General features: G+C 68.5%; 1 protein-coding gene. It reads right to left on the bottom strand.

From position 1 onward, the window contains the following. Positions 1-6 precede the first annotated feature (6 nt). On the bottom strand, positions 7-26691 hold the full coding sequence (locus tag R4P95_RS29455; protein ID WP_317747321.1) for a non-ribosomal peptide synthase/polyketide synthase: 26685 nt from the start codon (positions 26689-26691) through the stop codon (positions 7-9). Positions 26692-26916: the final 225 nt, after the last annotated feature.

Raw genomic sequence — 26916 nt, 5'->3', positions numbered from 1 at the left:
GCAGGGTCATGGCGGCGGCCGACGATCTTCGAGGTATCGCGTCAGCACGGGTCCGATGACGGCGAGGGACTGCGGCTCGATCATGTCGTTGTGGCCGCAGTCCACCGGGTGCTCGTCGATGTTCCCGGTGACGAGGGGTTGCCATTCCTGCGCCGACCGCGGTCGCGTGGTGGTGTCGTCGGCGGCGGTCGCCGGAAAGATGAGCAGGCTGCCGTCGTACACCTGCGGCACGAAGCGGTGGACCAGGTTCCGGGAGTTCTCGTACCCGGCGTTGATCCGCTCGAGATGCTCGGCTCGCACCCCGGAGTCGGTTCCCCAGGATTCGTTGAGCAGCCGGGCCGCTTCTTCGTAGGTGAGGTCGCCCTCGATGTCGACGACGAGACCGAGTCCGCGTAGGAGATCGCGCATGTCGAGCTTCCCGAACAGTGGGTCCTCACCGTTGTCGGGGTAGCTGTCCATCACGGCCAGCACCCCGACCTCGTCACCGGCGTGTTGTAGTTCGACGGCCATGGCGTGGGCGATCACGCCGCCGAGCGACCAGCCGAGCAGGTCGTACGGGCCCTCGGGCTGGACTGCCTTCATTTCCTCGACGTAGCGGTGCGCAAGTTGCTCGAGAGACGAGTATTCGCCGTCACCGCTGATCGTGGGCAATTGCAGTCCGTAGACGGGGCGGTCGGCGGGCAGGTGACGGACGAGGCCGGCGTACCCCCAGGAGAGTCCGATGCCGGGGTGCACGCAGAACAGCGGGCGTCCTGTGCCCTCGCTGCGCAGCGGAATCAGTACCGCCAGCACATCCTCCACTCCTCCCGCGGCAGTCGGCAGGGCGAGTCGGCGGGCAATCCCGGACGGTGTCGGGTCGAGGAACATCCACTGCAACGGGATCTTTCGGTCCAGTCTTTGCTGAAGTTCCCCGGCCACCTTGGTGGCGAGCAGTGAGTTGCCGCTCCGCTCGAAGAAGTTGTCGTCCGCACCTATTCCGTCGACGCCGAGGATCTCGGCGAAGACGTCGACGACCAACGCCTCGAGATCGTTCGCGGGCAGCCGGAAGCGGTGCCCGGAGAGGAACTCCGGCGCCGGAAGGGCGGCACGGTCCAACTTTCCCACCGGGGTCAGCGGAATTTGATCGAGCACGACAATGGCGGCGGGCACCATGTGGGCGGGTAGCCGCTCACCGACGAAGCGGATCAGTTCGGCGGTGTCGACGTTCCCGCCGCCCGCCGGGCGCACATAGGACACGAGCAGTGACTCGCCACTCGGCCCGGACCGGCCGATCGTCACGGCATACCCGACCGCGGGGTGATCGGTGAGAGCGGCGTCGATCTCTCCGGGCTCGATGCGGAAACCGCGGATCTTCACCTGGAAGTCACTGCGGCTCACATACTCGAGCGTTCCGTCCCGCCGCCACCGCACCACGTCCCCGGTGCGATACATCCGCTCCCCCGGAGCACCCCACGGGGCGGCCACGAAACGCGACGCCGTCAACGCAGGCCGACGATGATAGCCCGCGGCCAATGCCCGACCCGACACGTAGAGCTCGCCCACCACACCCACCGGAACCGGCCGCATCCGGGAGTCGAGGACCACCTCCGACACACCCCGGGTGGGAGCTCCGAGGGTGATCGGCTCACCCGGCACCAGAGCGGCACTGATGTTCGACATGATCGTGGTTTCGGTGGGCCCGTAGGCATTGAACATCCGGCGGCCCGGTGCCCAGCGGGCGACGAGTTCCGGTGGGCACGCTTCCCCGGCGACGACCAGCGTGCGCAAGGATTCGAAGCCGACGGGGCCCATCGACGCCAGCGCCGTGGGAGTGACGAACCCGTGGGACACTCGTTCGCTGCCGAGAAGTTCGGCCAGTTCTGTGCCGCCGTAGATCGTGGGCGGCGCGATCACCAGGGTGGCACCCGCACAGAATGCCATGACCAATTCGAATACCGACGCATCGAAGCTCGGCGAGGCGAAGTGCAGTACCCGGGAGTGATCGGTGACGGCGAGCACGTCGCGTTCCTCGGCCGCCAGATTCGCCAGGCCACGGTGGGTGACCGTCACACCCTTCGGTGTTCCGGTGGAGCCCGACGTGTAGATCAAGTAGGCGGAATGCCATTCGTGCAGCGGCGCAGTGCGATCAGCATCGGTGACCGGGTCGGGCGACTGTACGGCTATCCGGTTCTCTTCATCCGGATCGTCGAGCACGAGCCAGGTCACCAGGTCGGGCAGGCGACCTCGATGTGCGCGGACCGTGATGCCGGACACCGCGGCGGAGTCTGCGAGCATGTGCTCGATCCGCTCGAGGGGATACCCCGGATCGACGGGCAGGAACGCCGCGCCGGTCCGGGCGACGGACCACACCGACAGCACCGACTCGACCGACCGCGACACGCTCAGGGCCACCGAAGTTCCCGGTCCGACACCCAGCTCGATCAGTCTGCGCGCCAGGCGGTTCGAGGCCTCGTCGAGTTCGCGGTACGACATCGACCGACCCTCATAACGGATCGCTGCCGCGGCCGGGTCGTGCTCGGCTGCCGCAGTCAGCAGGTCCGGCAGCAACAGAGCGGGCGCATCGAGCGGTCCCCGGGCCGGCGTCAGTTCCGCGACCTCGTCGGCGCGAAGTATCTCGATGTCGCCGACGGGGATTCCCGGCTCCGCCGTAACGGCGGTGAGGATACGCACGAACCGCTCCGCGAAGCCCTGTACCGTGCTTGCGTCGAACAGGTCGGTGGCGAAGTCGATGGCACCGTCCATCCCCTCCGCCGCGCCGTCCGCGTCGAATTTCTCGGCGAGAATTACCTCGAGGTCGACCTTCACGACGTCGAGGGCAGGGTCGAGGCCCTCCACCCGCAGTCCCGGCAACGCCAGCGCGGGGCGCTCGTTGTTCTGGAACTCCAGGGAAACCTGGAAGATCGGTGAATGAGCGGTAGAGCGCACCGGTCCCACCGCGTCCACCACGCGCTCGAAGGGAACGTCGGCATGCGCGAACGCAGCGAGGTCCGCGTCCCGCACCTGCGCGAGGAGACCCGAGAAGGGTTGCCCCGGTTCGACGGTACTGCGCAGGGCGAGCGTGCCGACGAACATCCCCACCAGATCGTCGAGTGCCGCTTCCCCACGTCCGGCGATGGGGGTGCCGATCACGACGTCCCCGGTACCGCCGAGGCGGCCGAGTAGCACGGCCAGCGCGGCGTGGACGATCATGAACTCCGTCGAGTGATGCAGCCGCGCCGCTGCCCGGATGCGCTCATGCAGTTGGGCATCCACCACGAACCGCACCCGGTCGCCGATGAACGACTGCTGAGCGGGCCGGTGATGATCGGTCGGAAGTTCGAGAAGTTCGGGGACCCCGGACAGGTTCGACTCCCAGAAGGCGAGTTGCCGCGACAGCAACGACTCGGGATCGTCCTCGGAGCCCAGCAGTCGCCGCTGCCACAGCGTGTAATCGGCGTACTGGACCGGGAGCGGCGTCCAGGCCGGTGGCACGCCCCGGACGCGGGATTCGTAGGCGATCATCACGTCGCGCACCAGCGGCGCCATCGAGAATCCGTCCGCCGAGATGTGGTGGACCACCACGGCGAGTGTGGAAGTGGCGCCGCCGAGAGTGAACAGGGCGATGCGCAGCGGCGGGAAGGTGGTGACGTCGAAGCCGGTCGACACGAGCCGCGTCAGTTCCTGTCCCAGCGCGGCCTCGTCGGTGAGGGCGATCGGGGTGAGATCGGGAACCGCCGGTTCGAGTATTTCCTGCACGGGTTCACCGTCCCTGAGCGGGAAGCGGGTGCGCAGCGATTCGTGTCTGGTCACGACGTCGGTGAGTGCGGAAGTCAGTGCGTCGACGTCGAGTTCGCCGGTGAGCCGCACCAGCATCGGAATGTTGTATGCCGGCGACGACGTATCGAACTGGTTGATGAACCACATGCGCTGCTGGGCGTAGGACAGCGGGATGCGGTCGGGGCGCGGCCCCGCGGTGAGGGCGGGGCGACCCGACGGGCCGGCGCCCGCGTGTTCGATGCGCGCGGCCAACGCGGCGACCGTCGGCGCCTCGAACAGCACCCGGACTCCGACATCGGCGCCAAGGGCACCGCGGAGACGGGCCACGGCGCGGGTGGCGCTGAGGGAGTTGCCGCCGAGGTCGAAGAAGTTGTCGTCCGCACCTACCCGGTCGATGCCCAGGACCTCGGCGAACGTGTCGGCCACCGTTTCCTCGACCGGATTCGCGGGTGCGCGGTATTCGCTTGCGGCAAGTCCGAAATCGGGTATCGGCAGGGCCCTGCGGTCGAGCTTGCCGACCGCGGTGAGCGGAATCTTCTCCAGCACCGTGATCGACGACGGCACCATGTGGCCGGGCAGACGTTCGGCGAGGTGCCGGCCGATCTCGGCAGTGTCGAGTTGGCGGCCGGGTATCGGCACCACGTACGACGCGAGGAGCGTGTCGCCCGCGGGACCGCGATGCGCGACGGTGACCGCGAACCGGACGTTCGGCTCGTCCGCGAGGGTGGCGTCGATCTCGCCGAGCTCGATGCGGAATCCACGAACCTTCACCTGGAAGTCGCGACGGCCCACGTACTCGATGGTCCGGTCGGCCGTCCAGCGCACGATATCGCCGGTGCGATACATGCGTTCGCCGGATCCTGCGGGGTCGGCCACGAAACGTTCGGCGGTGAGCCCGGGACGGCGGTGGTAACCGCGAGCCAGACCCGCCCCGGCCACGTACAGCTCTCCCGGGACACCCACGGGCACCGGCTGCAAGCGGGCGTCCAGTACCAGCTCGGTGACCCCGCGGATCGGTCCGCCGATCGTGATGCGCTCACCGGCGACCAGGGGCTCGCTGATGTTCGACATGATCGTGGTCTCGGTGGGCCCGTAACCGTTGTACAGCCGGCGGCCGGGCGCCCACCGGGACACGAGGTCGGGTGGGCAGGCTTCCCCGCCGACGGTGACGTCGGTGAAGTGGTCCAGTCCAGCCGGATCGAGGGACGCGAGCGCCGAGGTGGTGACGAATGCGTGGGTGACACGTCTACGTGTGATGAGGTCGGCGAGTTCGTCACCGCCGAATGTGGTGGGTGGCGCGATTACCATCGTCGCTCCGGCTCCGAACGCCAGCAGGTATTCGAACGCGGCCCCGTCGAAACTCGGTGTCGAGAAGTGCAGTGTCCGGGATCCCGGGCCGGCCGCGTACCGGGCGAGTTGTTCGCGCGCGAAGTTGTCGAGGCCGCGATGTGACACCACGACACCCTTGGGCAGGCCGGTGGAACCCGATGTGTAGACGAGGTAGGCGGCGGTGTCGAGGGTGACGGGAGCCGCGCGTTCGGTGTCGGTCACCGGCACCGCGGACGCGGCAGCGCACTCGTCGACGAACGACGGTTCGTCGAGAACGAGCCAGGTGGTGTCGCCGGGCAGCCGGGGCCGATGTTCCGCGGTCGTCAGGCCTAGGGCGCATCCGGAATCGGTGAGCATGTGCGCGATGCGCTCGTCGGGATAATTCGGGTCGACCGGGACGAAGACGGCCCCGGCCTTGGCCACCGCCCATAGGCACAGCATCGACTCGACCGAGCGCGGAATGCCGACGGCCACAGATATTTCGGGGCCGGTGCCGCGGGAGAGGAGGACGCGCGCGAGGCGGTTCGACAGTTCGTCGAGCTCCCGGTAGGACACGTCACGCTCGCCGGACGAGAGCGCCACCGCATCGGGATCCTGCGCTGCCGCGTCCGCGAATAGTTGTGCGAGCGTTCGGGCGGAGACGCCCGACGCGCCGCGCACCGGCACCAACGTGTCGCGCTCGTGATCGGTGAGCAGCGACAGTCCCGCGAGCGGTACGTCGGGTCCGCCGCAGGCTTCGAGCACCCGCACCACCCGGTCCGCGATGCTCTCGACCGCGCGCGCGTCGAAGAGGTCGGGCAGGTATTCGAACTTCAGGTGCAGCCTGGCCTCGGCCGAGGCGACGAGACTCAATGGGTAGTGGGCGGCGTCGGCAGCCTCCACGCCGATTACCCGCAGGCCCGCGATATCGGTGTCTTCCGACATCCCGGCGCGGTCCACCGGATACGACTCGAACACCGTCAGCGTGTCGAACCCCACGCCCGCCCCCGCGACTTCCTGTATCTGCGCGAGACCGGTGTAGTGGTGATCGAGCATGGCCGCCTGTTCGGCCTGCACCCGCTCGAGCAGCGCGCCCAACGTGTCGTCGGGGCGCAACGTCACCCGCACCGGGACGGTGTTGATGAACAGGCCGATCATCGTCTCGATGCCGGACAGCTCCGGCGGCCGCCCGGACACGGTCGCGCCGAACACGACGTCGTCCCGTCCGGTGAGCATCCCGAGCACGATTGCCCAGGCGGTCTGCACGATGCTGTTGAGGGTCAACCCCCGCGAACGCGCGAACTCGCGCAACCGGTCGGTCCGGTCCTCGTCGAGGTCGAACACCCACTCCCGCGACACGGTGGACAGGCGCCGGGCCCGGTCCCCGGGGACGAGCAACGTCGGTTCCTCCACGCCGGCAAGGGCATTTGCCCACGCCCGGGCCGATGCGTCGGGGTCACGTCCGGTCATCCACGCCAGGTAGTCGCGATAGTCGCGCACCCGCGGCAACGGTGACAGGTCGGCGTCCGTGGCATACAGCGTGAGCAGTTCCCGGATCAGCAACGGCATCGACCAGCCGTCGAGGAGGATGTGATGGTTCGTCGACACCAGCCGGTATCGACCGCCCGGCATGGTCACGAGCAGGAACCGGATCAGCGGGGCCGTCGCCATGTCGAACGGGGTGGTCCGGTCGGCCGCGAGCAGCCGCTCGAGTTCGACGACGGCCCCCTCGTCACCGAACGTACTCAGATCGATCTCCCGCCACGGCACCGTCACTCCGCGTTCCACGACCTGGACGGCCCGCCCTTCGGTGTCGTGGACGAAGGCGGTGCGCACATTGGGGTGCCGCTCGAGGAGTGCGGCGGCCGCCCGGTGCAGCCGGGACGCGTCCACGTGGCCGCCGAGTTCGAGGCTCAGTTGGACGAGGTAGGCATCCACCGACTCGTCGGCGAGTTCCGCATGGAACAACATGCCCGCCTGCAACGGCGACAGCGGCCACACGTCGACCATCGACGGGTAACGCCGCTCCAGGTCGTCGATCGCACCCTGATCGAGAGGGACCAGGTTCAAATCGGACGGGGTGAAACCGCCGCCACCGGACTTCACCTGCGTGGTCAGGGCGGCGAGGGCCGACACCCACAGCTGCGCCAGCTCACCGACATCCGCGGTGGTGAGCACCCCGAGCGGGAACGCCCACGTGGCGGCCAGTTCGGGGCCCGCGCCGGAGTCGGTGGTTCTGGCGTTCACGTCGACGGCAGCAGGCACGGGCAGACCCGTGTGTGCGGCCTCGGCCAGTCCGGCCTCGGAAATCGGCATCCAATCGCCGTCCTCGGAGGCGGCGGCACCGAGCCTGCCGAGGTAGTTGAAGCTCAGCTGCGGTGAAGGCAGAGCCGACAGCGGGAGCGCCGTCTCGGGATTGAGATACCGCAGAAGGCCGAAACCGATGCCGTGGTCGGGGATGGCGTGCAGTTGCTCCTTCACGGTCTTGAGGGCGACCGCCGCCGCCGGGCCCCCAGCGAAGGCGTCGTCCACGTCCACCCCGGTGAGGTCGAGCCGGACGGGGAAGATGCTGGTGAACCAGCCCACCGTCCGGGCGAGATCCGCCCCCGGTACCACCTGCTCCTCACGTCCGTGTCCTTCGAGAGTGACGAGGGCGCCCTCGGATTCGATTCCGCGTGCCCGCCGCCATCGCACCAGCGCCAGGGTCAGGGCCGTCAGCAAGCCGTCCCCCACGCTGCCGTGGAAAGCCTGCGGGACGGTGGTCAGCAGCGCCTCGGTCACGTCCACCGGCACCCGGACCTCGACCTCGGCGGTCCGGATGTCGGATGCGGTGAGGGTTCGGGAGCCGAGGAGGGGGTCCGGTGCGCCGAGCATCCCTCGCCACAACGCGAGTTCCTCGGTGCGGCTGGGTTCCAGCGCTGCGTCGGCAAGTCCGTGCGCCCACCGGCGCATCGACGTTCCGACGGGGGGCAGGGCCGGCGACACCCCCGACTGGACCTGGGCGCACGCCGTGGCGAGGTCGGGGATCAGGATCCGCCACGACACCCCGTCGACGACGACGTGATGGGCGACGATCAACAGCCGTCCGGCGGTCCGGGGGGTGGCCGCGCTCTCGAACAACACCACCTGAACCATCACGCCCGACTCCGGGTCGAGCCGGTCGGTGGCCGCGTCGAGTTCCCGCGCAGCGATGTCACCGAACGTCTCGTGTCCTCGGTCGGTGTCCGGGACGTCGAGGGGCACCGTGCGCACGACCGCGGTGGCCCGCATCCAGCCGGTCGGCTGCACCGCCATCGACCAACCGTGCTCCGCCCGTTCGCTTCGGGACAGCCGAGCCCGCAGTATGTCGTGACGGTCGAGGACCGCCTGCAGGGCCGCCGTCAGCGTGGCTGCGTCCAGGTCGGCGGGGGTGGTGAACAGTGCGGCCTGCGAGTACCGGCGGAAGTCTCCTCCCCTGCCCAGCATCCACTGCACGATCGGCGTGAGGGGAACCTCGCCGACACCTCCCCCGGGCAACTCGTCGAGGGTGACCGCCTGCTCTCCCGCCGTGGCGATCTCGGCGAGGGCGGCCACGGTTTTGCGCTCGAACACGTCCCGCGGGGTGATGCCCACCCCGGACGCCTTCGCCCGGGTGACGAGCTGGATCGACATGATGGAGTCGCCGCCGACGGCGAAGAACGAGTCGTCGACGCCGACCGACTCGAGGCCCAGCACCTCGGCGAACAGATCTGCGAGTATGCGTTCCGTCTCGGTTGCCGGAACACGCCCGATCGACACCTGCCGCCCGAAGTCGGGATCGGGCAGCGCACGCCGGTCGAGCTTTCCGTTCACCGTGAGCGGCAGGCTCTCGAGCACCACCACGGCGGCAGGAACCATGTGCGCGGCCAGCCTGCGGCCCAGCGTTTCGATGATCCACGATGTGTCCAGCGACCGGCCTGCCTCGGGTACGACGTATCCCACCAATCGTTCACGGCGCGACAACACGACCGACTGCGCCACCCCTTCGCAGGCGAGGAGCGCGGATTCCACCTCACCGAGCTCGATCCGGAAGCCCTTCACCTGAACCTGGAAGTCGTTGCGGCCGAGGTACTCCAGCTGCCCGTCCGCATTCCACCGACCCAGGTCGCCCGACCGGTACATCCGGGAACCCGGCACGTACGGATCTGCGACGAACCGGGTGGAGGTGAGGGCGAACCGGCCGAGGTATCCACGCGAGACCTGCGCGCCCGACACGTAGAGCTCCCCCACCACTCCCGGCGCCACAGGGTGGAGTCGCCCGTCGAGCACGTACACGCGCAGTCCCGGAAGTGCCCGCCCGATGACGGACGCCGAGGCCCCGGCGGCCAGCGCCTCGGTCATCGGCAGGTGACTGACATGCACCGTCGTCTCCGTGATGCCGTACATGTTGACCAACGTCGGCGCCGAGTCCTCGTGCCGGCTGTACCAGCGGATCAGTTGCGCCAGGTCGAGGGCTTCACCGCCGAAGATGACGTAACGCAATGCCAACTCGGTGCTGCCGGCCACCCGGTCCTCCTCCGCCAGTTGGTAGAAGGCGGTAGGTGTCTGGTTCAGCACGGTCACCCGCTCATCGCGGAGTAATCGCAGGAACGTGTCGGGTGTCCTCGTGGTGAAGTAGTCGACCACCACGAGCCGTCCGCCGTGGAGGAGTGCCCCCCACAGCTCCCAGACGGAGAAATCGAACGCAGCAGAGTGGAACATGGTCCACACGTCGGAGGCGTCGAACTCGAAGAGCGCCCGAGTGTGTGCAAAGAGGGTGCCGACGTTGCGGTGTGATACCTGAACGCCTTTCGGTTGCCCCGTCGACCCCGACGTGTAGATGACGTACGCGACGGTATCCGGGTGCAGGGGTCCGGTCCGTTCCGCGTCGGACACCGGCTGGGCCGACACACCACCCAGTTCGGCCACAACGTCGGGGCTGTCCACAGCGATGGTCGGAAAGCCCTGCGCGCGTACCGATTCAGCTTCTGCCTCGGTGGTCAGCACGCACACCGGCCGTGCGTCGGCGAACAGGAAAGCCAGCCGCTCGGCCGGGTACGTGACGTCAACCGGAACATATCCTGCGCCCGACTTCACCACCGCAAGCAACGCCACCACGAGATCGAGGGATCGTGCTGCGGCCACCGCTACCAGCGATTCGGGGCCTGCGCCTCGGGCGATCAGGAGCCGTGCGAGGCGGTTCGACCTCGCGTCGAGTTCTCGGTACGTGAGCGAAGCGCCCTCGTACACGACGGCTGTCGCTGCGAGGTTCCGTTCCGCGGCACGGGCGAAGAGCTCCGGCAGCGTCGCCACCGGCTCGGACGCGGCAGGGGCGGCGACCGGCAGGAGGCGGTCGCGTTCGCCGGGGTCGAGGATGTCGATGTCCCCGACGGGCGTGTACGCGTCGGAGGTCACCGATTCGAGTAGACGCACGAAGCGCTCCCCGAGACGGAGGACGGATGCGCGATCGAGCACGTCGGTGGCGTATCGGAGACCCGCGCCGATTCCGGCGGGGGCGCCGTCCTCGTCGACGTGTTCGGCGAGGCTCAGTTCGAGGTCGAACTTCGCGACGCCGAGATCGACCTCGAGCGAGTCGACGACGAGGCCGGGCAGCTCGAGGCGGGTGCCAGTGGCGTTGCGGAACTCGATGAGTACCTGGAACAGCGGGGCGTGAGCGGTCGACCGCTCGGGGGCGAGCTGATCGACCAACCGCTCGAACGGGATGTCGGCGTGCTCGAATGCACCGAGGTCCACCGACCGCACCGCGGTCAGCACCTCGGAGAAAGATGCCCCGCCGTCCACCGGAGTCCGGAGAACCAGGGTGTTGACGAACATGCCCACGACGTCGTCGAGTACCGCCTGCCCCCGGCCGGCGACCGGTGTGCCGATCGGAACGTCGTCCGTTCCCGACAACCTCGACAGCAACACGGCAAGGGCCGCATGAACCACCATGAACAGCGTCGAATTATGCTCGGAGGCCATCTCGTTCAGCGCTGTGTGCAGCTGCGCGGGCACGGTGAACTCCACGACGTCGCCGCGGTACGAGCGCTGGGCCGGGCGCGGCCGGTCCAGCGGGATCTGCAGCACCTCCGGTATCCCGGACAGAGTGCGGATCCAGTACCCGAGTTGTCTCGACACGACGGAATCGGGGTCCTCCTCGGTGCCGAGAACGCTCCGTTGCCACGCGCTGAAGTCGGCGTACTGCACCGGCAGCGGAGTCCACGCGGGTGTCTCCCCCATGGTTCTGGCGGTGTACGCGAGCATGATGTCGCGGGCCAGCGGCATCATCGAGAACCCGTCGGCCGCGATGTGATGGACCACGATGGCGAGGACGTGTGACTCGGCGTCGATCTCGAAAAGAGTTGCCCGGAAGGGCACGTCGACGGTCACGTCGAAGCCGGTGGCGGCCAGGGCGGCGATCGCGTCCCGCAGATCACGGTCACCGGACACTGTCACCGGATGCAGGGATGGGGTTGCCCGCCCCGGATCGACGATGACCTGGTGCGGCCCGTCGATCGAACCGGGAAACACGGTGCGCAGGGATTCGTGCCGCTCCACGACGTCGCCGACCGACGCGAGCAGGGCAGCACGGTCGAGTACACCGGTCAGTCGCAGTGCGATCGGAATGTTGTACGCGGGCGAAGACGTGTCGAACTGGTTGATGAACCACATGCGCTGTTGCGCCAGCGACAACGGTATCCGCTCGGGACGCGGCCGGGCAGTGAGAGCCTCCGAGGGAACACTCGCGGTGGCCGCCGACTCGATCCGCACGGCGAGGTCTCCCACTACCGGTGCGTCGAACAGGGCGGCCACCCCGATCCCGGCGTCGAGTGCTGCGTTGATGCGTGCGACCGCGCGAGTGGCGCTGAGTGAATCGCCACCCAGTTCGAAGAAGCTGTCGTCGACCCCGACCCGCGCGATTCCGAGGACCTCCGAGAAGACCCGTGCGACAGCTTCTTCGACCGGTGTGGCAGGCGCCCGGAAACCCGTGGACGTCGACGCGAAGTCGGGTGCCGGCAACGCTTTCCGGTCTAGTTTGCCGACGGGTGTCAGAGGGATCTCGTCGAGTACGACGACGGCGGCGGGAACCATGTACTTGGGCAGGATGCGGCCCGCGAACGCGAGTACCTCCGGCGCCACCACTTCCTCGCCGTCGTGCGGCAGGACATACGACACCAGCGCCATGTCGCCGAGCGGGCCGGGCCTGCCCACGGTGGCGGCGAAGTCCAGATTCGGGTGGGTGGTGAGGACGGAGTCGATCTCTCCGAGCTCGACCCGCTGTCCGCGAATCTTGACCTGGAAGTCGCTGCGCCCGAGATACTCCAGGGTGTGGTCATGGCGCCACCGCACGACATCACCGGTACGGTACATCCGGCCGGAACCGTGGGGATTGGCAACGAACCGTTCGGCGGTGAGCGACGGACGACGGTGGTACCCGCGGGCCAGGGCCGGTCCCGAAATGTACAGTTCGCCCGGCACCCCGGCCGGCACCGGCTGCAGCCGCGGGTCGAGAACGGACAGGGTGATGCCGCGCACCGGGCTGCCGATCGTGACCGGCTCACCCGGGATCATCGGCCGGCTCAACGTGGTGAGAATTGTGGCCTCGGTGGGTCCGTACCCGTTGAACATGGCCCGGCCCACACCCCAGTTGGCCACCAGTTCGTCACCGACCGCATCGCCGGCCACCACGAGCACCTCGAGATGCTCGATGCCGTCGCGGTCCACTGTGGCGAGTACCGCCGGAGTGATGCAGGCGTGGGTGACGCGTTCGCGCCGCAGCAGCGCCGCGAGTTCCGCACCGCCGTAGATTCCGGGTGGCGCGATGACCAGCGTCGCCCCGGCGGCGCACGACTGGATCAGCTCGAGGATGGCCACATCGAAACTGGGAGAACAGATGTGGAGGCAGCGCGCCTCACGGGAGATGACGTAGTGCGCGCTCTGCTCGGCGAGAAGATTCGCCAGTCCGCGGTGGGTGACGACGACACCTTTCGGTCGGCCGGTCGAGCCGGACGTATAGATCGCGTACGCGGCGTGGTCGACGAGCAGCAGCGAACGGCGATCGACATCGGTGACGCGAGCGCAGGACGCGGCGGCCAGAGTGTCGTCGACACCCGGGTCGTCGAGCACCAGCCACGGCACCGAATCGGGTAGGCGGTGCCGGTACGCGGAGGTCGTCACCCCGAGCGCCGCACCGGAGTCGGCGAGCATGTGCTCGATGCGGTCGGCGGGATAGTTCGGGTCCACCGGCACGAACGCAGCACCAGCCTTGGTGACCGACCACACCGACAGCACCGACTCCGGTGAGCGCGGAAGGCCGAGTGCCACGAACGTTTCCGGTCCGGCGCCCCGCCCGATCAGCACGCGAGCCAGGGCGTTGGATCGCTCGTCGAGTTCGCGGTAACTCGTCTCCCGTCCCTCGAAGAGGAGAGCGGCGGCGCCGGGACGCTCTCCGGCCGACTGGGTGAGCAACTCGGGCAGCGTGCGTGGTGCACCGGACGGTGCGCCGGACACGGCGGTGTATTCCTGCAGTTCCGCCTCCGACAGCAGGGTGAGCCGGGCGAGCGGAATGTCGATGTCCGACAGCATGATCTGCAGGACCCGGGCGACCCGGGCCGCCACCGACTCGGCGAACTCGCTGTCGATCACGGCCGGCTGGTATCGCAGTCGCAGGTGCAGTCCCGTGTCCACGTGCGCGATCAGGGTGAGGGGATAGTGGGTGGCGTCGATCCCCTCGACCCCCGCGAGCCGCATGCCGTCGATGTCCGTGTTCTCCGACAGCCCCATCCGGTCCACCGGGTACGACTCGAACACGGTCAACGTGTCGAAGACGGCACCGTCTCCTGCGGCGCGCTGGATTTCTGTCAGGCCCACGTAGTGGTGGTCGAGGAGGGCGGACTGTTCGGCCTGGAACCGTTCGAGGATTTCGGCGAGTGTCTCCTCGCGGCGCAGGCGCAGCCGGACGGGCACGGTGTTGATGAACAGGCCGACCATCGACTCGATCCCGGCGATCGCGGGCGGACGTCCGGACACCGTGGCTCCGAACGTGACGTCCTCGCGGGTGCTCAGCGTCGCGAGTACCAGCCCCCAGGCGACCTGCACAAGCGTGTTGGTCGTGAGACCGCGCGCGCGGGCGAGTGCCTCGAGCACCCGGGTCTTCTCGTCTCCCACGTCCAGGCGCACGTCCTCCGGGTCGGCGAAGCTCGGCTCGCCGCGCGCGGCGGGTGCCACGATGGTCGGCTCGTCCGCGCCGGCGAGTGCGGACACCCAGGCGCCGGTGGACCGTTCGGAATCCTGTGTCGCAATCCAATGCAGGTAGTCACGGTAGGAGGTGACCGCCGGGAGCGCGGTGGTGTCGCCCGCGGTGGCGTACAGGACGAGCAGGTCCTTGATCACCAAGGGCGTCGACCAGCCGTCGAGAAGGATGTGGTGGTGCGTGAGCACCAGTCGGTAACGCCCGGGTGCGGTGTGCAGCAGCGTGAATCGCAGCAGCGGAGCCGCGGCCATGTCGAACGGGAGTGCGCGGTCCATGGCCATCGCCGCCGCAACTTCGGCGGTGATCCGGGAGTTCGGCTGCCCGGACAGGTCGATGTGTGACCACGGCGCCGTGACGGATGCGAGGACTACCTGCACCGGTCCCGTGCTGGTCTCGGCGAATGCCACTCGCAGGTTGGAATGCCGGTCGAGCAGGCCTTGCGCGGCACGGCGTAGGCGGGCGGCGTCGACGACGCCGTGCAGGTCGAGCACCAACTGGACCATGTAGGCGTCGACGTGTTCCTCGGACAACTGGGCATGGAACAGCAGGCCCGCCTGCAACGGCGACAGCGGCCAGATGTCCGCGAGTGCGGGATAGGTGTTCTCCAGGCGGTCGATGTCCGCCTGCCCGACGGACACCAGATCGAGATCGGAGGGCGTCAGGCCGCCGGCGTCGGGCCGGTTCGCGTGTTCGGCCAGCAGGGTGAGGGTGCGAATCCAGAGGTCGGCGAGCTCTTCCACGTCCGTACTGCGGAGCACACCGGTCGGGAACGTCCACGTTGCCGTGAGGACGGGGTCGCCGTCCCGGACGGTCGTCGCGGCGTTGACATCCACGACCCACGCCACCGGCATGTCGGGGTTCTGTGTTCCCCCGAGATCGGAGCTGCCCTCGACGGGAAGCCAGGGCACGTCACCCGCGCTGGTCGCCACCCGGCCGAGGTAGTTGAAGCTCACCTGCGGCGGCGGGAACCGGCGGAGCATCTCCCCGGTCTCCGGGTACAGGTACCGGAGCAGCCCGAACCCGATCCCGTGGTCGGGAATCGCGAGGAGTTGTTCCTTGACCGTCTTGATCGCGGTTCCGGCAGCGGCACCGCCCGCGAGGACGGCATCGACATCGATACCGGTGAGGTCGAGACGTGCGGGAAACAGGCTGGTGAACCAGCCGACGGTCCGGGACAGGTCGGCACCGGGGACGACATGGTCCTCACGACCGTGGCCTTCGAGATTGATCAGGGCATCGGTCGTGTCGACACCGCGCTGCCGACGCCAACGGATCATGGCCAGCGCCAGCGCGGTGAGAAGGCCGTCACCGACGGTGCCGTGGAACGCCGCGGGAAGAGTGGTGAGCAGGGCGCCCGTCACCCTCGGCGGAACCTCGACGGTGATACTGCCCTGTGCAGTGTCGACGTCGATCGCCGGATCCAGCGGCCGGGAGCCGAGGAGTGGGTCGGCGCCGTCGAGCATCGCTCGCCACAGCTCGACTTCGTCGCGTCGTCGTTCCGCGGCGTCCACCAGTCCGTGCGCCCATCTCCGCATCGACGTGCCGATGCCCGGCAACGCCGCGGTGAAGCCTTCGGCGATGCGTGCGTGCGCCGCAGCCAGATCGGTGATCAGGATGCGCCACGACACCCCGTCGACCACCAGGTGATGGGCGACCAGCAGCAGACGTCCGAGTCCGTCGGGGCCGTCGAACCACAGCACCTGCACCATGCTGGCGGTGGCCGGATCCAGCCGGTCCGCCGCCGCGTCGAGTTCGGCGGCCGCGATCGCGGCGAACTTCTCGCCGTCGAGTGAGGTGACGGGTACCCGGTGGATCACCGCTTCCGGGGACACGGCCCCCGAAGGCAGCACCGTCATCCCCCACTGGCCGCCCAGGCCTTCCTGCCCGTCGTCCCGGGTGAGTCGTGCACGCAGCATGTCGTGCCGATTCAGCACCGCGCCGACGGCACCGACGAGATCCTCGTGGGTGAGCCCGGGGGGCGCCGTCACCAGCACCGCCTGGGAGAAGCGGTTCAGTTTGCCCCCGCTGCGGTCGAGCATCCACGCGACGACTGGGGTCGGCGGTACCGCGCCGACACCGCCACCGGGAAGTTCCTCGAGGACAACGGAATCTGGCCGCTCGCGGTGGGCCGCCTCAGCAAGGCCCGCCACGGTGCGGCGCTCGAAGACATCACGCGGCGAGAGGATCAGACCCGCCGCCTTCGCCCGCGCCACCAACTGGATGGACATGATGCTGTCGCCGCCCAGCGCGAAGAACGAGTCCTCCACCCCCACCGACTCCAGTCCCAGCACGTCCCGGAACAACGCGGCAAGCAGTTCCTCCGTCCCCGTGCCGGGCGCCCGGCCGCCGGTGACGACAGCACCGAAATCCGGTTCCGGCAATGCCTTCCGGTCGAGCTTTCCGTGAACGGTCAGCGGCAGCGCCTCGATCACCACGATCGCGGCAGGCACCATGTACGACGCCAGGCGCGCACCGGCGAAGTCGAGGAGAGCCCCCGTGTCGAGGACGGCCCCGGGCACCGGAACCACGTACCCGACCAGGCGATCGGCCGACCCTGCACTGTGCCGCACGTCCGCGACGGCGGCCGCCACATCCTCGTGTGCGAGCAACGCCGAGGCCACCTCGCCCAGTTCGATCCGGAAGCCGCGGATCTTCACCTGGAAGTCGGTGCGCCCCAGATACTCCAGTTGCCCGTCCTTCATCCACCGCACGAGGTCACCGGTCCGGTACATTCTGCTGCCGGCCGGCCCGAACGGGTTGGCGACGAAACGTTCGGCGGTGAGGGCGTAGCGGCGGTGATACCCGCGCGCGAGCGCCGGACCGGCAAGATACAACTCGCCCGCGATTCCCACCGGCACCGGCTGCAACCGCGCGTCGAGGACGGCCTCACCGAAGCCGAGAGTGGGTGCCCCGATGGTCACCGGCTCACCCGGCACCATCGGGGAACTGATACTCGACACCACCGTCGACTCGGTCGGCCCGTACGCGTCGAACATGTTCCGGCCCGGCGCCCAGCGTGCCACCAGCTCGGGTGGGCAGGCCTCGCCGCCCGTGACCACACAGACCAGGTCGTCGAGCCCGGCAGGATCGACAGAGGCCAGCGCCGCAGGCGTCACGAAACAGTGGGTGACCCGCTCGCGACGCAGCAGGTCCGACAATTCCTCGCCGCCGAATACGGACGGCGACGCGATCACCATCGTGGCGCCCGGCCCCACCGCGAGCATCAGCTCGAGGATCGAGGCGTCGAAGCTCGGGGAGGCGAAGTGCAGCGCTCGTGCCGTCGACGTCGTGGCGAACGTGCGCTGTTGCGCAGCAGCGAAATTCGCCAGACCGCGGTGTGTGGTCACTACTCCCTTCGGTCTGCCGGTCGAACCCGATGTGTAGATCAGATACGCTGGGTGATCGACCTGCAGGGCCGACGTCCGGTCGGTATCCGACACCACCGTCGCCGGGAGAAGCGCCAGCTCCGCCTTCATCCCGGGATCGTCGAGCGCCAGCCACGGAAGCGCACCCGGAAGAGACGGCCGGAGCTCGGCCGTCGTGAGGCCCGCCACGGCGCCGGAGTCGTCGAGCATGTACTCGATGCGCTCTGCAGGATGGTTCGGGTCGACCGGCACGAAGGCGGCGCCGGACTTCGCCACCGCCCACACCGCCGCTACCGACTCGATCGACCTCGACAATGCAAGCGCAACCACATGTTCCGGACCCACCCCGCGTGCGATCAAGAGCCGCGCGAGCCGGTTCGACCGGTCGTCGAGGTCACGGTAGGTCACGCGCTGCCCCTCGAAGGACAGCGCCTCGGCGGCCGGGTCCACGGCGGCGGCGTCGATCAACAGTTCGGGCAACGTGCGCGCGGGCACGCCGGGGCCACCGGTCACCGAGGTCAGGGCGGCCCGCTCCGGTGGGGCGAGCACGTCGACGTCGCCGACCCGGACGTCGGGATCGGCCGCGACTGCGGTCAGGATCCGGACCAGACGCTCCGCGAAGCCGGCCACGGTGCCTTCGTCGAAGATGTCGGTGGCGTACCCGAGCGCGGCGGTGATACCGGCGGGAGCGCCGTCACTGTCGGTGTTCTCGCGCATGCTTACCTGCAGGTCGAAGTTGATCGTGTCGAAGGGGAGGTCCAGCGCTTCGACGTGCAATCCCGGCAGTTCCAGTACGGGCCGCTCGGTGTTCTGGAATTCGAGCATCACCTGGAACAGCGGCGAATACTCCGTCGACCGCGAGGGTCGCAGGCTTTCGACAACCCGCTCGAACGGGACGTCCGCATGGGTGAACGCACCCAGGTCGGTCTCGCGTACCCCGGTGAGGAGTTCGGCGAACGTGCGGGCTGCATCGACGCGGGTGCGGAGCACGAGGGTATTCACGAACATTCCCACCACGTCGTCGAGCGCGGCCTCGCCTCGTCCCGCGATCGGGGTGCCGACGGCGATGTCGTCCGAGGCGCTCAGTCGCGACAGCAACACCGCCAAGGCCGCGTGCAGGGCCATGAAGACGGTGGAGCCGTGGGTGCGCGCGACCTGCACGATGTCCTGGTGGAGTTCGGGAGGAATTCTGAACTCGACCCGGCCGCCCTGCAGAGAACGGGCAGGCGGACGCGGCCGGTCCGTGGGAAGTTCCAGCACGTCCGGAAGGTCGGCGAGCGTGGTGGTCCAGTAGCCGAGTTGACGTGCGAGCGGCGACGACGGATCGTTCTCGGGACCGAGCCAGTCCCGCTGCCACAGGGTGTAATCGGCGTACTGAACCGGCAGGGGGCGCCAATCCGGCGCAGTCTCATGGTGTCTGGCGGTGTACGCGGCCAGAACGTCGCGGGCCAGCGGCACCATGGAGAAGCCGTCGGCGGCGATATGGTGTACCACGACGGCGAGCACGTGTTCGGCAACGCCCCGCTCGAACAGCCGGGCTCGTAGCGGGGTTTCCACGGTCACATCGAACCCCGTCGACAGTAACCGGTCGACCTGCTCACGGAGGTTGTCCAGGCCGGTGGTGGGCTCCGGATGAAGAATCGGCACCGCCTCGGCGGCGGGCAGTATCACCTGCCGCGGCCCCCGATCGGTCAGAGGAAAGACGGTGCGGAGCGACTCGTGCCGCTCGACGACGTCGGTGATCGCCGCCTGCAGGGCAGGTACATCGAGCGTGCCGGCGAGCCGCAGGGCGATAGCAACGTTGTAGGCCGCAGACGCGGTGTCGAATTGGTTGATGAACCACATCCGCTGCTGCGCAAGCGACACAGGGACCTCGCGCGCCGGATCCCTCGGGGCCAGCGTCGGCCGCGCCCGGTCCACCGCGATCCCCGCCTCGGCACGGGCGGCGAGCCCGGCCACTGTGGGAGCGTCGAACACGTCGCGCACGCCGAGACGGTCCCCGACTGCGGCATTGATGCGCGCCACCAGCCGGGTGGCGGTCAGCGAGTTCCCGCCCAGGTCGAAGAAGTTGTCGTGCGCGCCCACCCGCGCGATGCCGAGAAGGTCGGCGAACACCGCGGCGACGATCTCCTCCACCGGGTTGCGGGGAGCGACGAACCCGACCGTCGCCGTGCCGAAGTCCGGTTCCGGCAGCGCTTTACGATCCAGCTTGCCGTTCACGGTCAGAGGCAGCGCGTCGAGAACCACCACTGCCGACGGCACCATGTACGTGGGTACCGACGCCCCGACCGCATCGAGTACCGCTGCCGGGTCGACGGCGGCGCCCGCCTCGGGAACGACGTACCCCACCAACCGATCGCCGTCACGGTCGTCGATGCGGACCACCACCACCGCTTGCGCCACCCCGGCACACGCGGCGAGGGCCGCCTCCACTTCGCCGAGTTCGACCCGGAAGCCGCGAAGCTGTACCTGGAAGTCGCTGCGGCCCACGTACTCGAGCCGACCGTGGGGGCCCCACCGCACGATGTCGCCGGAACGATACATGCGCGCACCCACCCGGTCGCGGGCGAAGGGGTCGGCAACGAAACGGTGTGCCGTCAGCTCGGATCGGCCCACGTACCCGCGGGACACCTGTTCGCCGGACACGTACAACTCGCCGACCACACCGGGCGGCACCGGATGGAGCCGGCCGTCGAGGACATACACCCGCAACCCCGGAAGCCCGCCGCCGATTACCGACCCGGACGCGGCGGACACCAGCGCGCGATCGAGCGCGAGGAAGCTGACGTGCACCGTGGTCTCGGTGATGCCGTACATGTTGACGAGTACCGGTGCACGGTCGTCGTGCCGGGAGTACCACCGGCCGAGTTGACCGATGTCGAGCGCTTCACCACCGAAGATCACGTATCGCAACGACAGAGCCGACCCGTCGGCGTCCTCGACCACGCTCGCCGCACGATCCGCCTCCATCAGCTGGTAAAAGGCAGTCGGCGTCTGGTTCAACACCGTCACCCGCTCCCGCTGCAGCAGTTCGAGGAAGGTATCGGGCGACCGTGCGGTGAAGTAGTCGACCACGACCAGCCGGCCACCGTGGACTAGTGCCCCCCACAGTTCCCACACGGAGAAGTCGAAGGCGTACGAATGGAAGAGGGTCCACACATCGGACGAGTCGAACCCGAACAGGTCCCGGGTGTTGGCGAGCAACGCGACCACACAGCGGTGCGATACCTGAACACCTTTCGGGCGTCCGGTCGATCCCGACGTGAAGATGACGTAGGCGACGGCGTCTGCCCGCAGCGGACGCAACCGGTCCGAGTCGGTGACGGGCAAGCCCGAGAAGCTGTTCAGGGCGCGGTGCGTCGCCGGATCGTCGATCACCACCAGCGCAGTGCCGTCCGGCGCCAGGGCCCCGAACTCCGCACTCACCACAGCACACACCGGGTGCGCATCCTCGAACATCGCGGCCACCCGCTCGGCAGGATAGCTGACGTCGACCGGGACGTAGCCGCCGCCGGCCCCGAGCACCGCCAGCAACGCAACAAGCAGGTTCGGTGTCCTGTCCACCATCACCGCGACCAGCGATTCGGTACCGACACCACGCGCAATCAGCAATCGGGCCAACCGATTTGCGCGTTCCTCGAGTTCGGCGTAGGTAATCCTGTCTTCGCCACACACCACCGCGACGGCATCCGGGGTCCGCGCCGCCGCGCGTGCGAACAATTCCACGAGGGTGAGCGAGCCGGCGCGGACGCCCTCGTGATTCCACTGGTCCAGCACGAGGCCGCGCTCGACCGCGCCCATGACATCGATGTCCCCGACCGTCGTGGCCGGATCCGTCACGACCGCCCGCAGTACGCGGAGGAGCCGTTCCCCGAATCTGAGCACCGACGCGCGGTCGAAGACATCGGTGGCGTACAGAAAGCCCGCCGACATGCCTGCCGCAGAACCCTTGTCGTCGTACTGCTCCGCCAGAGAGAGTTGCAGGTCGAATTTGGCGACACCCGGGTCGACGTCCACCGCTTCGACGGTCAGGCCGGGCAGCTCGAGGTGCGCTCGCACCGTGTTCTGGAACTCCAGCAAAACCTGGAACAGCGGTGAATACGACGTCGAACGCACCGGAGCTAGCTCGTCGACGACGCTCTCGAAGGGCACATCGGTATGCCCGAACGCAGCGAGGTCCGTGTCACGGGCCTGGGCGAGCACGTCGATGAAGGAGGCGTCCGGCCGGACCCGGGTCCGGAGCACCAGCGTGTTGACGAACATCCCCACCAGGTCGTCCAGCGCCGCCTCACCGCGCCCCGCGATCGGTGTGCCCACGGCCACGTCGCCCGATCCCGACATGCGTGACAGCAACACGGCGAAGGCCGCGTGCATCACCATGAACAGCGTCGCATTGTGCTCGCGCGCAAGCAGAAGCAGTTGCCGGTGCAGACCGGCGTCGATGGGGAACGACGCGCATCGACCCTGAAGTGACCGTGCGGCGGGCCGGTTCCGGTCGAGCGGCAGATCGGTGACCTCGGGCAGTTCCGCCAATGTATCCCGCCAATACCCGAGTTGCCGGGACATGAGACTGCCGGAATCCTCGGGGCTACCGAGAAGCGCACGCTGCCACACGCTGTAGTCGGCGTACTGCACCGGCAACGGTTCCCAGTTGGGCCGGGCACCCGCCCTCCGGGCGGAATACGCCACCATGAGATCGCGGGCCAGCGGTGCGAGCGACGCGCCGTCGGCCGAGATGTGGTGCACCACCATGACGAGCACGTGTTCGTCCGGGCCGATCCACAGCAGCGCGGCGCGCAGCGGCACGGCCCGGCTGACGTCGAACCCCACGGCGAGAAGCGTTTCGATCCGCTCGTTCAGTGATTCGTCGCCGTCGACCCGCGGGGTGAGGTCGGGAACAACCTGTGCTGCGTCGACGATCTCCTGATACGGGCCGTCCGCCGACGCGGGGTACTTGGTGCGCAGCGCTTCGTGCCGCTCGATCACGTCACCGACCGCGTCCCTCAAGGTGTCCGAGTCGAGCGGACCGAGGAGCCGCACCGCCATCGGAATGTTGTAAGCCACCGAACCCGTGTCGAACTGATTGAGGAACCACATCCGCTGCTGCGCCAGTGACAGCGGAATCCGGTCGGGCCGCTCACCCCGAACGAGAGGCCGGCGATCCGCGAGTTCCATTCCCGCACGCCGGATATGCGCGGCCAGCAGTTCGGCGGTGGGTGCATCGAACAGGGCACGCACGCCCACGTCCGATCCCAAAGCGGCATTGATTCGCGCGATCACCCGCGTCGCAACCAGCGAGTTGCCGCCGAGGTCGAAGAAACTGTCGTCGACGCTGATCCGCTCGACACCGAGAATCTCCGTGAAGACCTCGACGATCGACTCCTCCACCGGATCGGCAGGCGCCCGGAACTCCGCGGCGGCGGACAAGAACTTCGGTTCCGGCAATGCTGCCCGGTCCACCTTCCCGACCGGGTTCAACGGGATGTCGTCCAGTACCATGATGACCGCGGGCACCATGTACGCCGGCAACCGATTCCGCACCTGCCGCAACAGTTCGGCGGTCTGGATCGGCCTGCCGGCCGCCGGCACGACGTAGGACACCAGCACGGTGTCCCCGGACGGGCCCGGCCGCCCGATCGTGACCGCGAACCGCACGTCCTGATGCGCCTGCAGTAAGGCATCGATCTCGCCGAGCTCGATCCGGAATCCTCGAACCTTCACCTGGAAGTCGCTGCGCCGCAGATATTCCAGCGTGTAGTCGGGTCGCCATCGCACTACGTCGCCGGTGCGGTACATCCGCCCGGGGCCGTACGGGTCGGCGACGAACCGCACAGCGGTGAGCGCGGGCCGTCCGTGATAACCCCTGGCCACGCCGGCACCGGCGATGTACAACTCGCCCGGCGCGCCGACGGGTACCGGATGCAGCCGAGCGTCCAGGACCACCTGCTGGGTGCCGCGGATCGGCCCACCCAGGGTGATCGGGCCGCCGGGTGTCATCGGCGCACTGATGTTCGCCATCACGGTGGTCTCGGTGGGGCCGTACGCGTTGTGCAACCGGCGGCCCGGCGCCCACCGGGCCACCAGTTCGGGCGGGCAGGCCTCCCCGCCCACGACGACGTCGAGGAAGTCGCCGAGCGAATCCGGCGGAATCGTACTGAGCGCCGCCGTGGTGATGAAGCCGTGGGTGACACGCTCCGATCGCAGTACATCGGCGATCTCCGTGCCCCCGTAGGTGGTCGGCGGCACGATCACCATCGTCGCCCCCACCCCGAATGCCTGCAGGTACTCGAACACGGACGCGTCGAAACTGGGCGTCGAGAAGTGCAGCGTGCGAGACGATCTCGTGGCGCCGAACCGCTCCCGTTGGTCGACCGCGAAGGAGTCCAGACCACGGTGCGTGATGACCACGCCTTTGGGCCGCCCCGTGGAGCCCGACGTGTAGATCAGGTACGCGGCGCTGTCGAGCGACACCGGCCCATTGAGGTCTGCCTCGGTCAGCGGCGCGTCGGACCGGGCGGCGCACTCGGACCGGAAATCGGGATCGTCGAGCGCCAGCCACGGGATCGAGTCGGGCAACCGCTCACGCAGTGCTTCTTCCGTCAGACCGACCACCGCACCGGAGTCGTCGAGCATGTAGTTGATTCGGTCGGCGGGATAGTTCGGGTCCACCGGCACGAACGCCGCACCCGTCTTGGTGACCGCCCATACCGAGGCCACCGACCGGAACGACCGCGGCAATGCCGTCGCCACGAACGACTCCGGGCCCACCCCACGATCGATCAGCATTCGCGCGACCCGGGTCGACCAGCTGTCCAATTCCCGATAGGACACCTCCTCGCCCTGCTGGTACAGAGCCGTCGCCGCCGGATCGAGCGCCGCAGCGTCTGCCAACAGGGTGGGCAGGGTTCGCTCGGACCGGCCGGGTATGCCGCGCACCGGAGTCAGCGCGGCACGTTCCTGGTCGGACAGGATGGCGATGTCGCCGATCGGAACGTCCGGGTCCGCGGCCACCGCGTCGAGGATGCGGCCGAAGCGTTCGGCCGCGATGCGAATGGTGTGAGGGTCGAACAGGTCCGCGGCAAAGCCGAATTCGACGGTGACGCCTGCCGGTTCACCCGACTCGTCGATCGCCTCGGTGACCGACGCGCACAGATCGAGGCCGGCGACGGGCGCACTGCGCGCGCTGTCTTCCCGGGTGTCGAGGAGCACCTGGAAGATCGGCGCGTACGCATCCGACACCGAGATGTCGAGTTCCCGCACCAGACGCTGGAACGGGACCTCGGTGTGTGCCGTCGCCTCGGCGGCGACGTCCCGGACCTGATGCAGGAAGTCCCGGAACGACGCCTCGCCCGCGTACCGGGTCCGGACCACGACGACATCGGTGCGCTCGCTCACGTCCACCGGGATTCCCACGGCGAGGTCCTCGCTGCCGGTGACCCGGCCGAGCAGAACCGACAGAGCCGCGAGGAACACCGTGCGGGTGGTGGTGCCCGCGGCCGCGGCGAGTCCGGCGACACGTCGGTGCAGCGCACCCGTCAGCATCACGGACACTCGATCACTCGCCTGCGACAGCTGCGCGGGCCGTGGCCGGTCACTGGGCAACGGCAGCAGGTCGGGCAGCCCACCCAGCTGCCTGCGCCAGTACTCCACTTCCGCCGCGTCGCGCAGCAGGCGCTCACCGGTGCGGGCACTGATTCGGTGAACACTGTCCACCCGCGACTGCGGATCGGCGGTGGCGAGTTCCTCGAGCAGCTCCAGGAACTGACGATGATGCTCCCGCAGCTCGGTTCGCTCGTAACGGCTGGGGTTGGCCCGGAAGTCGACGAAGATCTTGGTCGGGGTCCCGCTCTGGTACACGTTGATCAGCAGGTCTTCCACCGGCCCGGACGTGACGATGTGGAAATCCCCCGTGAGGGGGCCCAACGCCACCTCCTGACGGAACAGCATGACGTTCACCATGGGCCCGTACAGCTCCGCCGCCTTGTCACCGGCATCGCGGCGGATGTCGTCGAGACTGCACCGCTGATGCCGCAACGCGCCCACCAATTCGCGCTGCACCCGTTCGACGAGCTCGCCGACGGTGTCCTCCCCGCGGACACTGACCGGCAACGGCGCCACGTTGACCAGCATCCCGCCGGAATTGCGCAGCACCGCTGTGGTCCGCGCCGACACCGGGATGGTCACCAGCACATCGGTCCGGCCGGTACGCCGCGACAAATAGCAGGCGGCAGCCGCGATGAGGATGGCCGCCGACAGGCTGTCGCGGGAATCGAGCACCGCCACCACGGCCTCGGACAGCGAGGCGCTCTCGACCGTGCTGGTGGCCGACACGTGTCCCGTCGTGCGAGCCAGGGTGGTCCCCTCGACCCCGGCCACCCGCTGCGCCCAGTACTCCCGGTCGCTGACGAATCGGTCGGACGTGCGGTACCGGTTGTCGAGGTCGTACAGCTGCCGCAGACTCACCGCGCGGTTCGCATCCGGCGCCCGACCGGCAACCGACGCGGAGTAGCGGTGCGCGATGCGGCGCAGCATCGTCATGGCACCGTATCCGTCGAGCGCCACGTGGTGAATCCGGCTGTACCAGAGGAAGTGCGTGTCACCGATCTGCAGGATGGACGTCTCCACCAGGCGATCGGTGCTCAGGTCTATCGGGGTGACGTAGTCACGTTCCATCCAGTCGTGCGCCGCCGCCTCCGGATTGTCTTCGCCACGGAAGTCGAGGTAGGCGATCGACGTGTCGGTCGCATGGTCGACGTACTGCAGCGGCTGACCGTCGATGTCGTCGACCTTGAGCAACGGCGACTCGAACTCGCGAGCCGCCTCGACCGTCTCCCGCCGGAGCAGGTCGACGTCGAGGGCGCCCGCGAATTCGACGTACTGGGCGATGAAGATCGGGACCCCGGGTTCGAGTTGCTGAGCGAACCAGGTGGCCCGTTGCGCTGCCGACAGGGGAAACGGTTCCGCGTGACCCGGACCCGAACTGACCGTTTTCTGCGATTTGGCGGGTGCCACTGTCTTTCCCTTCGGAAACGGATCCCCGACAGGATCAGCGCGCGCGGTGAGTCTGCCGAGACAGAGGGAGGCGGGAGCCGGCGCTCTTCTCCCGTCTCCGGAATGGGTACCTCACGTAGTCCAGGGCACACTCGAACTCGACCTCGCCCCGCCCTCACCAGGACGGACACACTATTTACGAGTATCCGCCCCGCGGAGCACCGGCGTCCAGGAAACGGCAGGTTC

Origin of the sequence: Rhodococcus sp. IEGM 27 (genome assembly GCF_033142305.1) — a bacterium.
In the GTDB taxonomy this organism is placed as follows: Bacteria; Actinomycetota; Actinomycetes; order Mycobacteriales; family Mycobacteriaceae; genus Rhodococcus_F; species Rhodococcus_F oxybenzonivorans.
The sequence above is the reverse complement of the archived record's forward strand: the minus strand, read 5'-3'. Positions and strand labels throughout refer to the sequence as shown.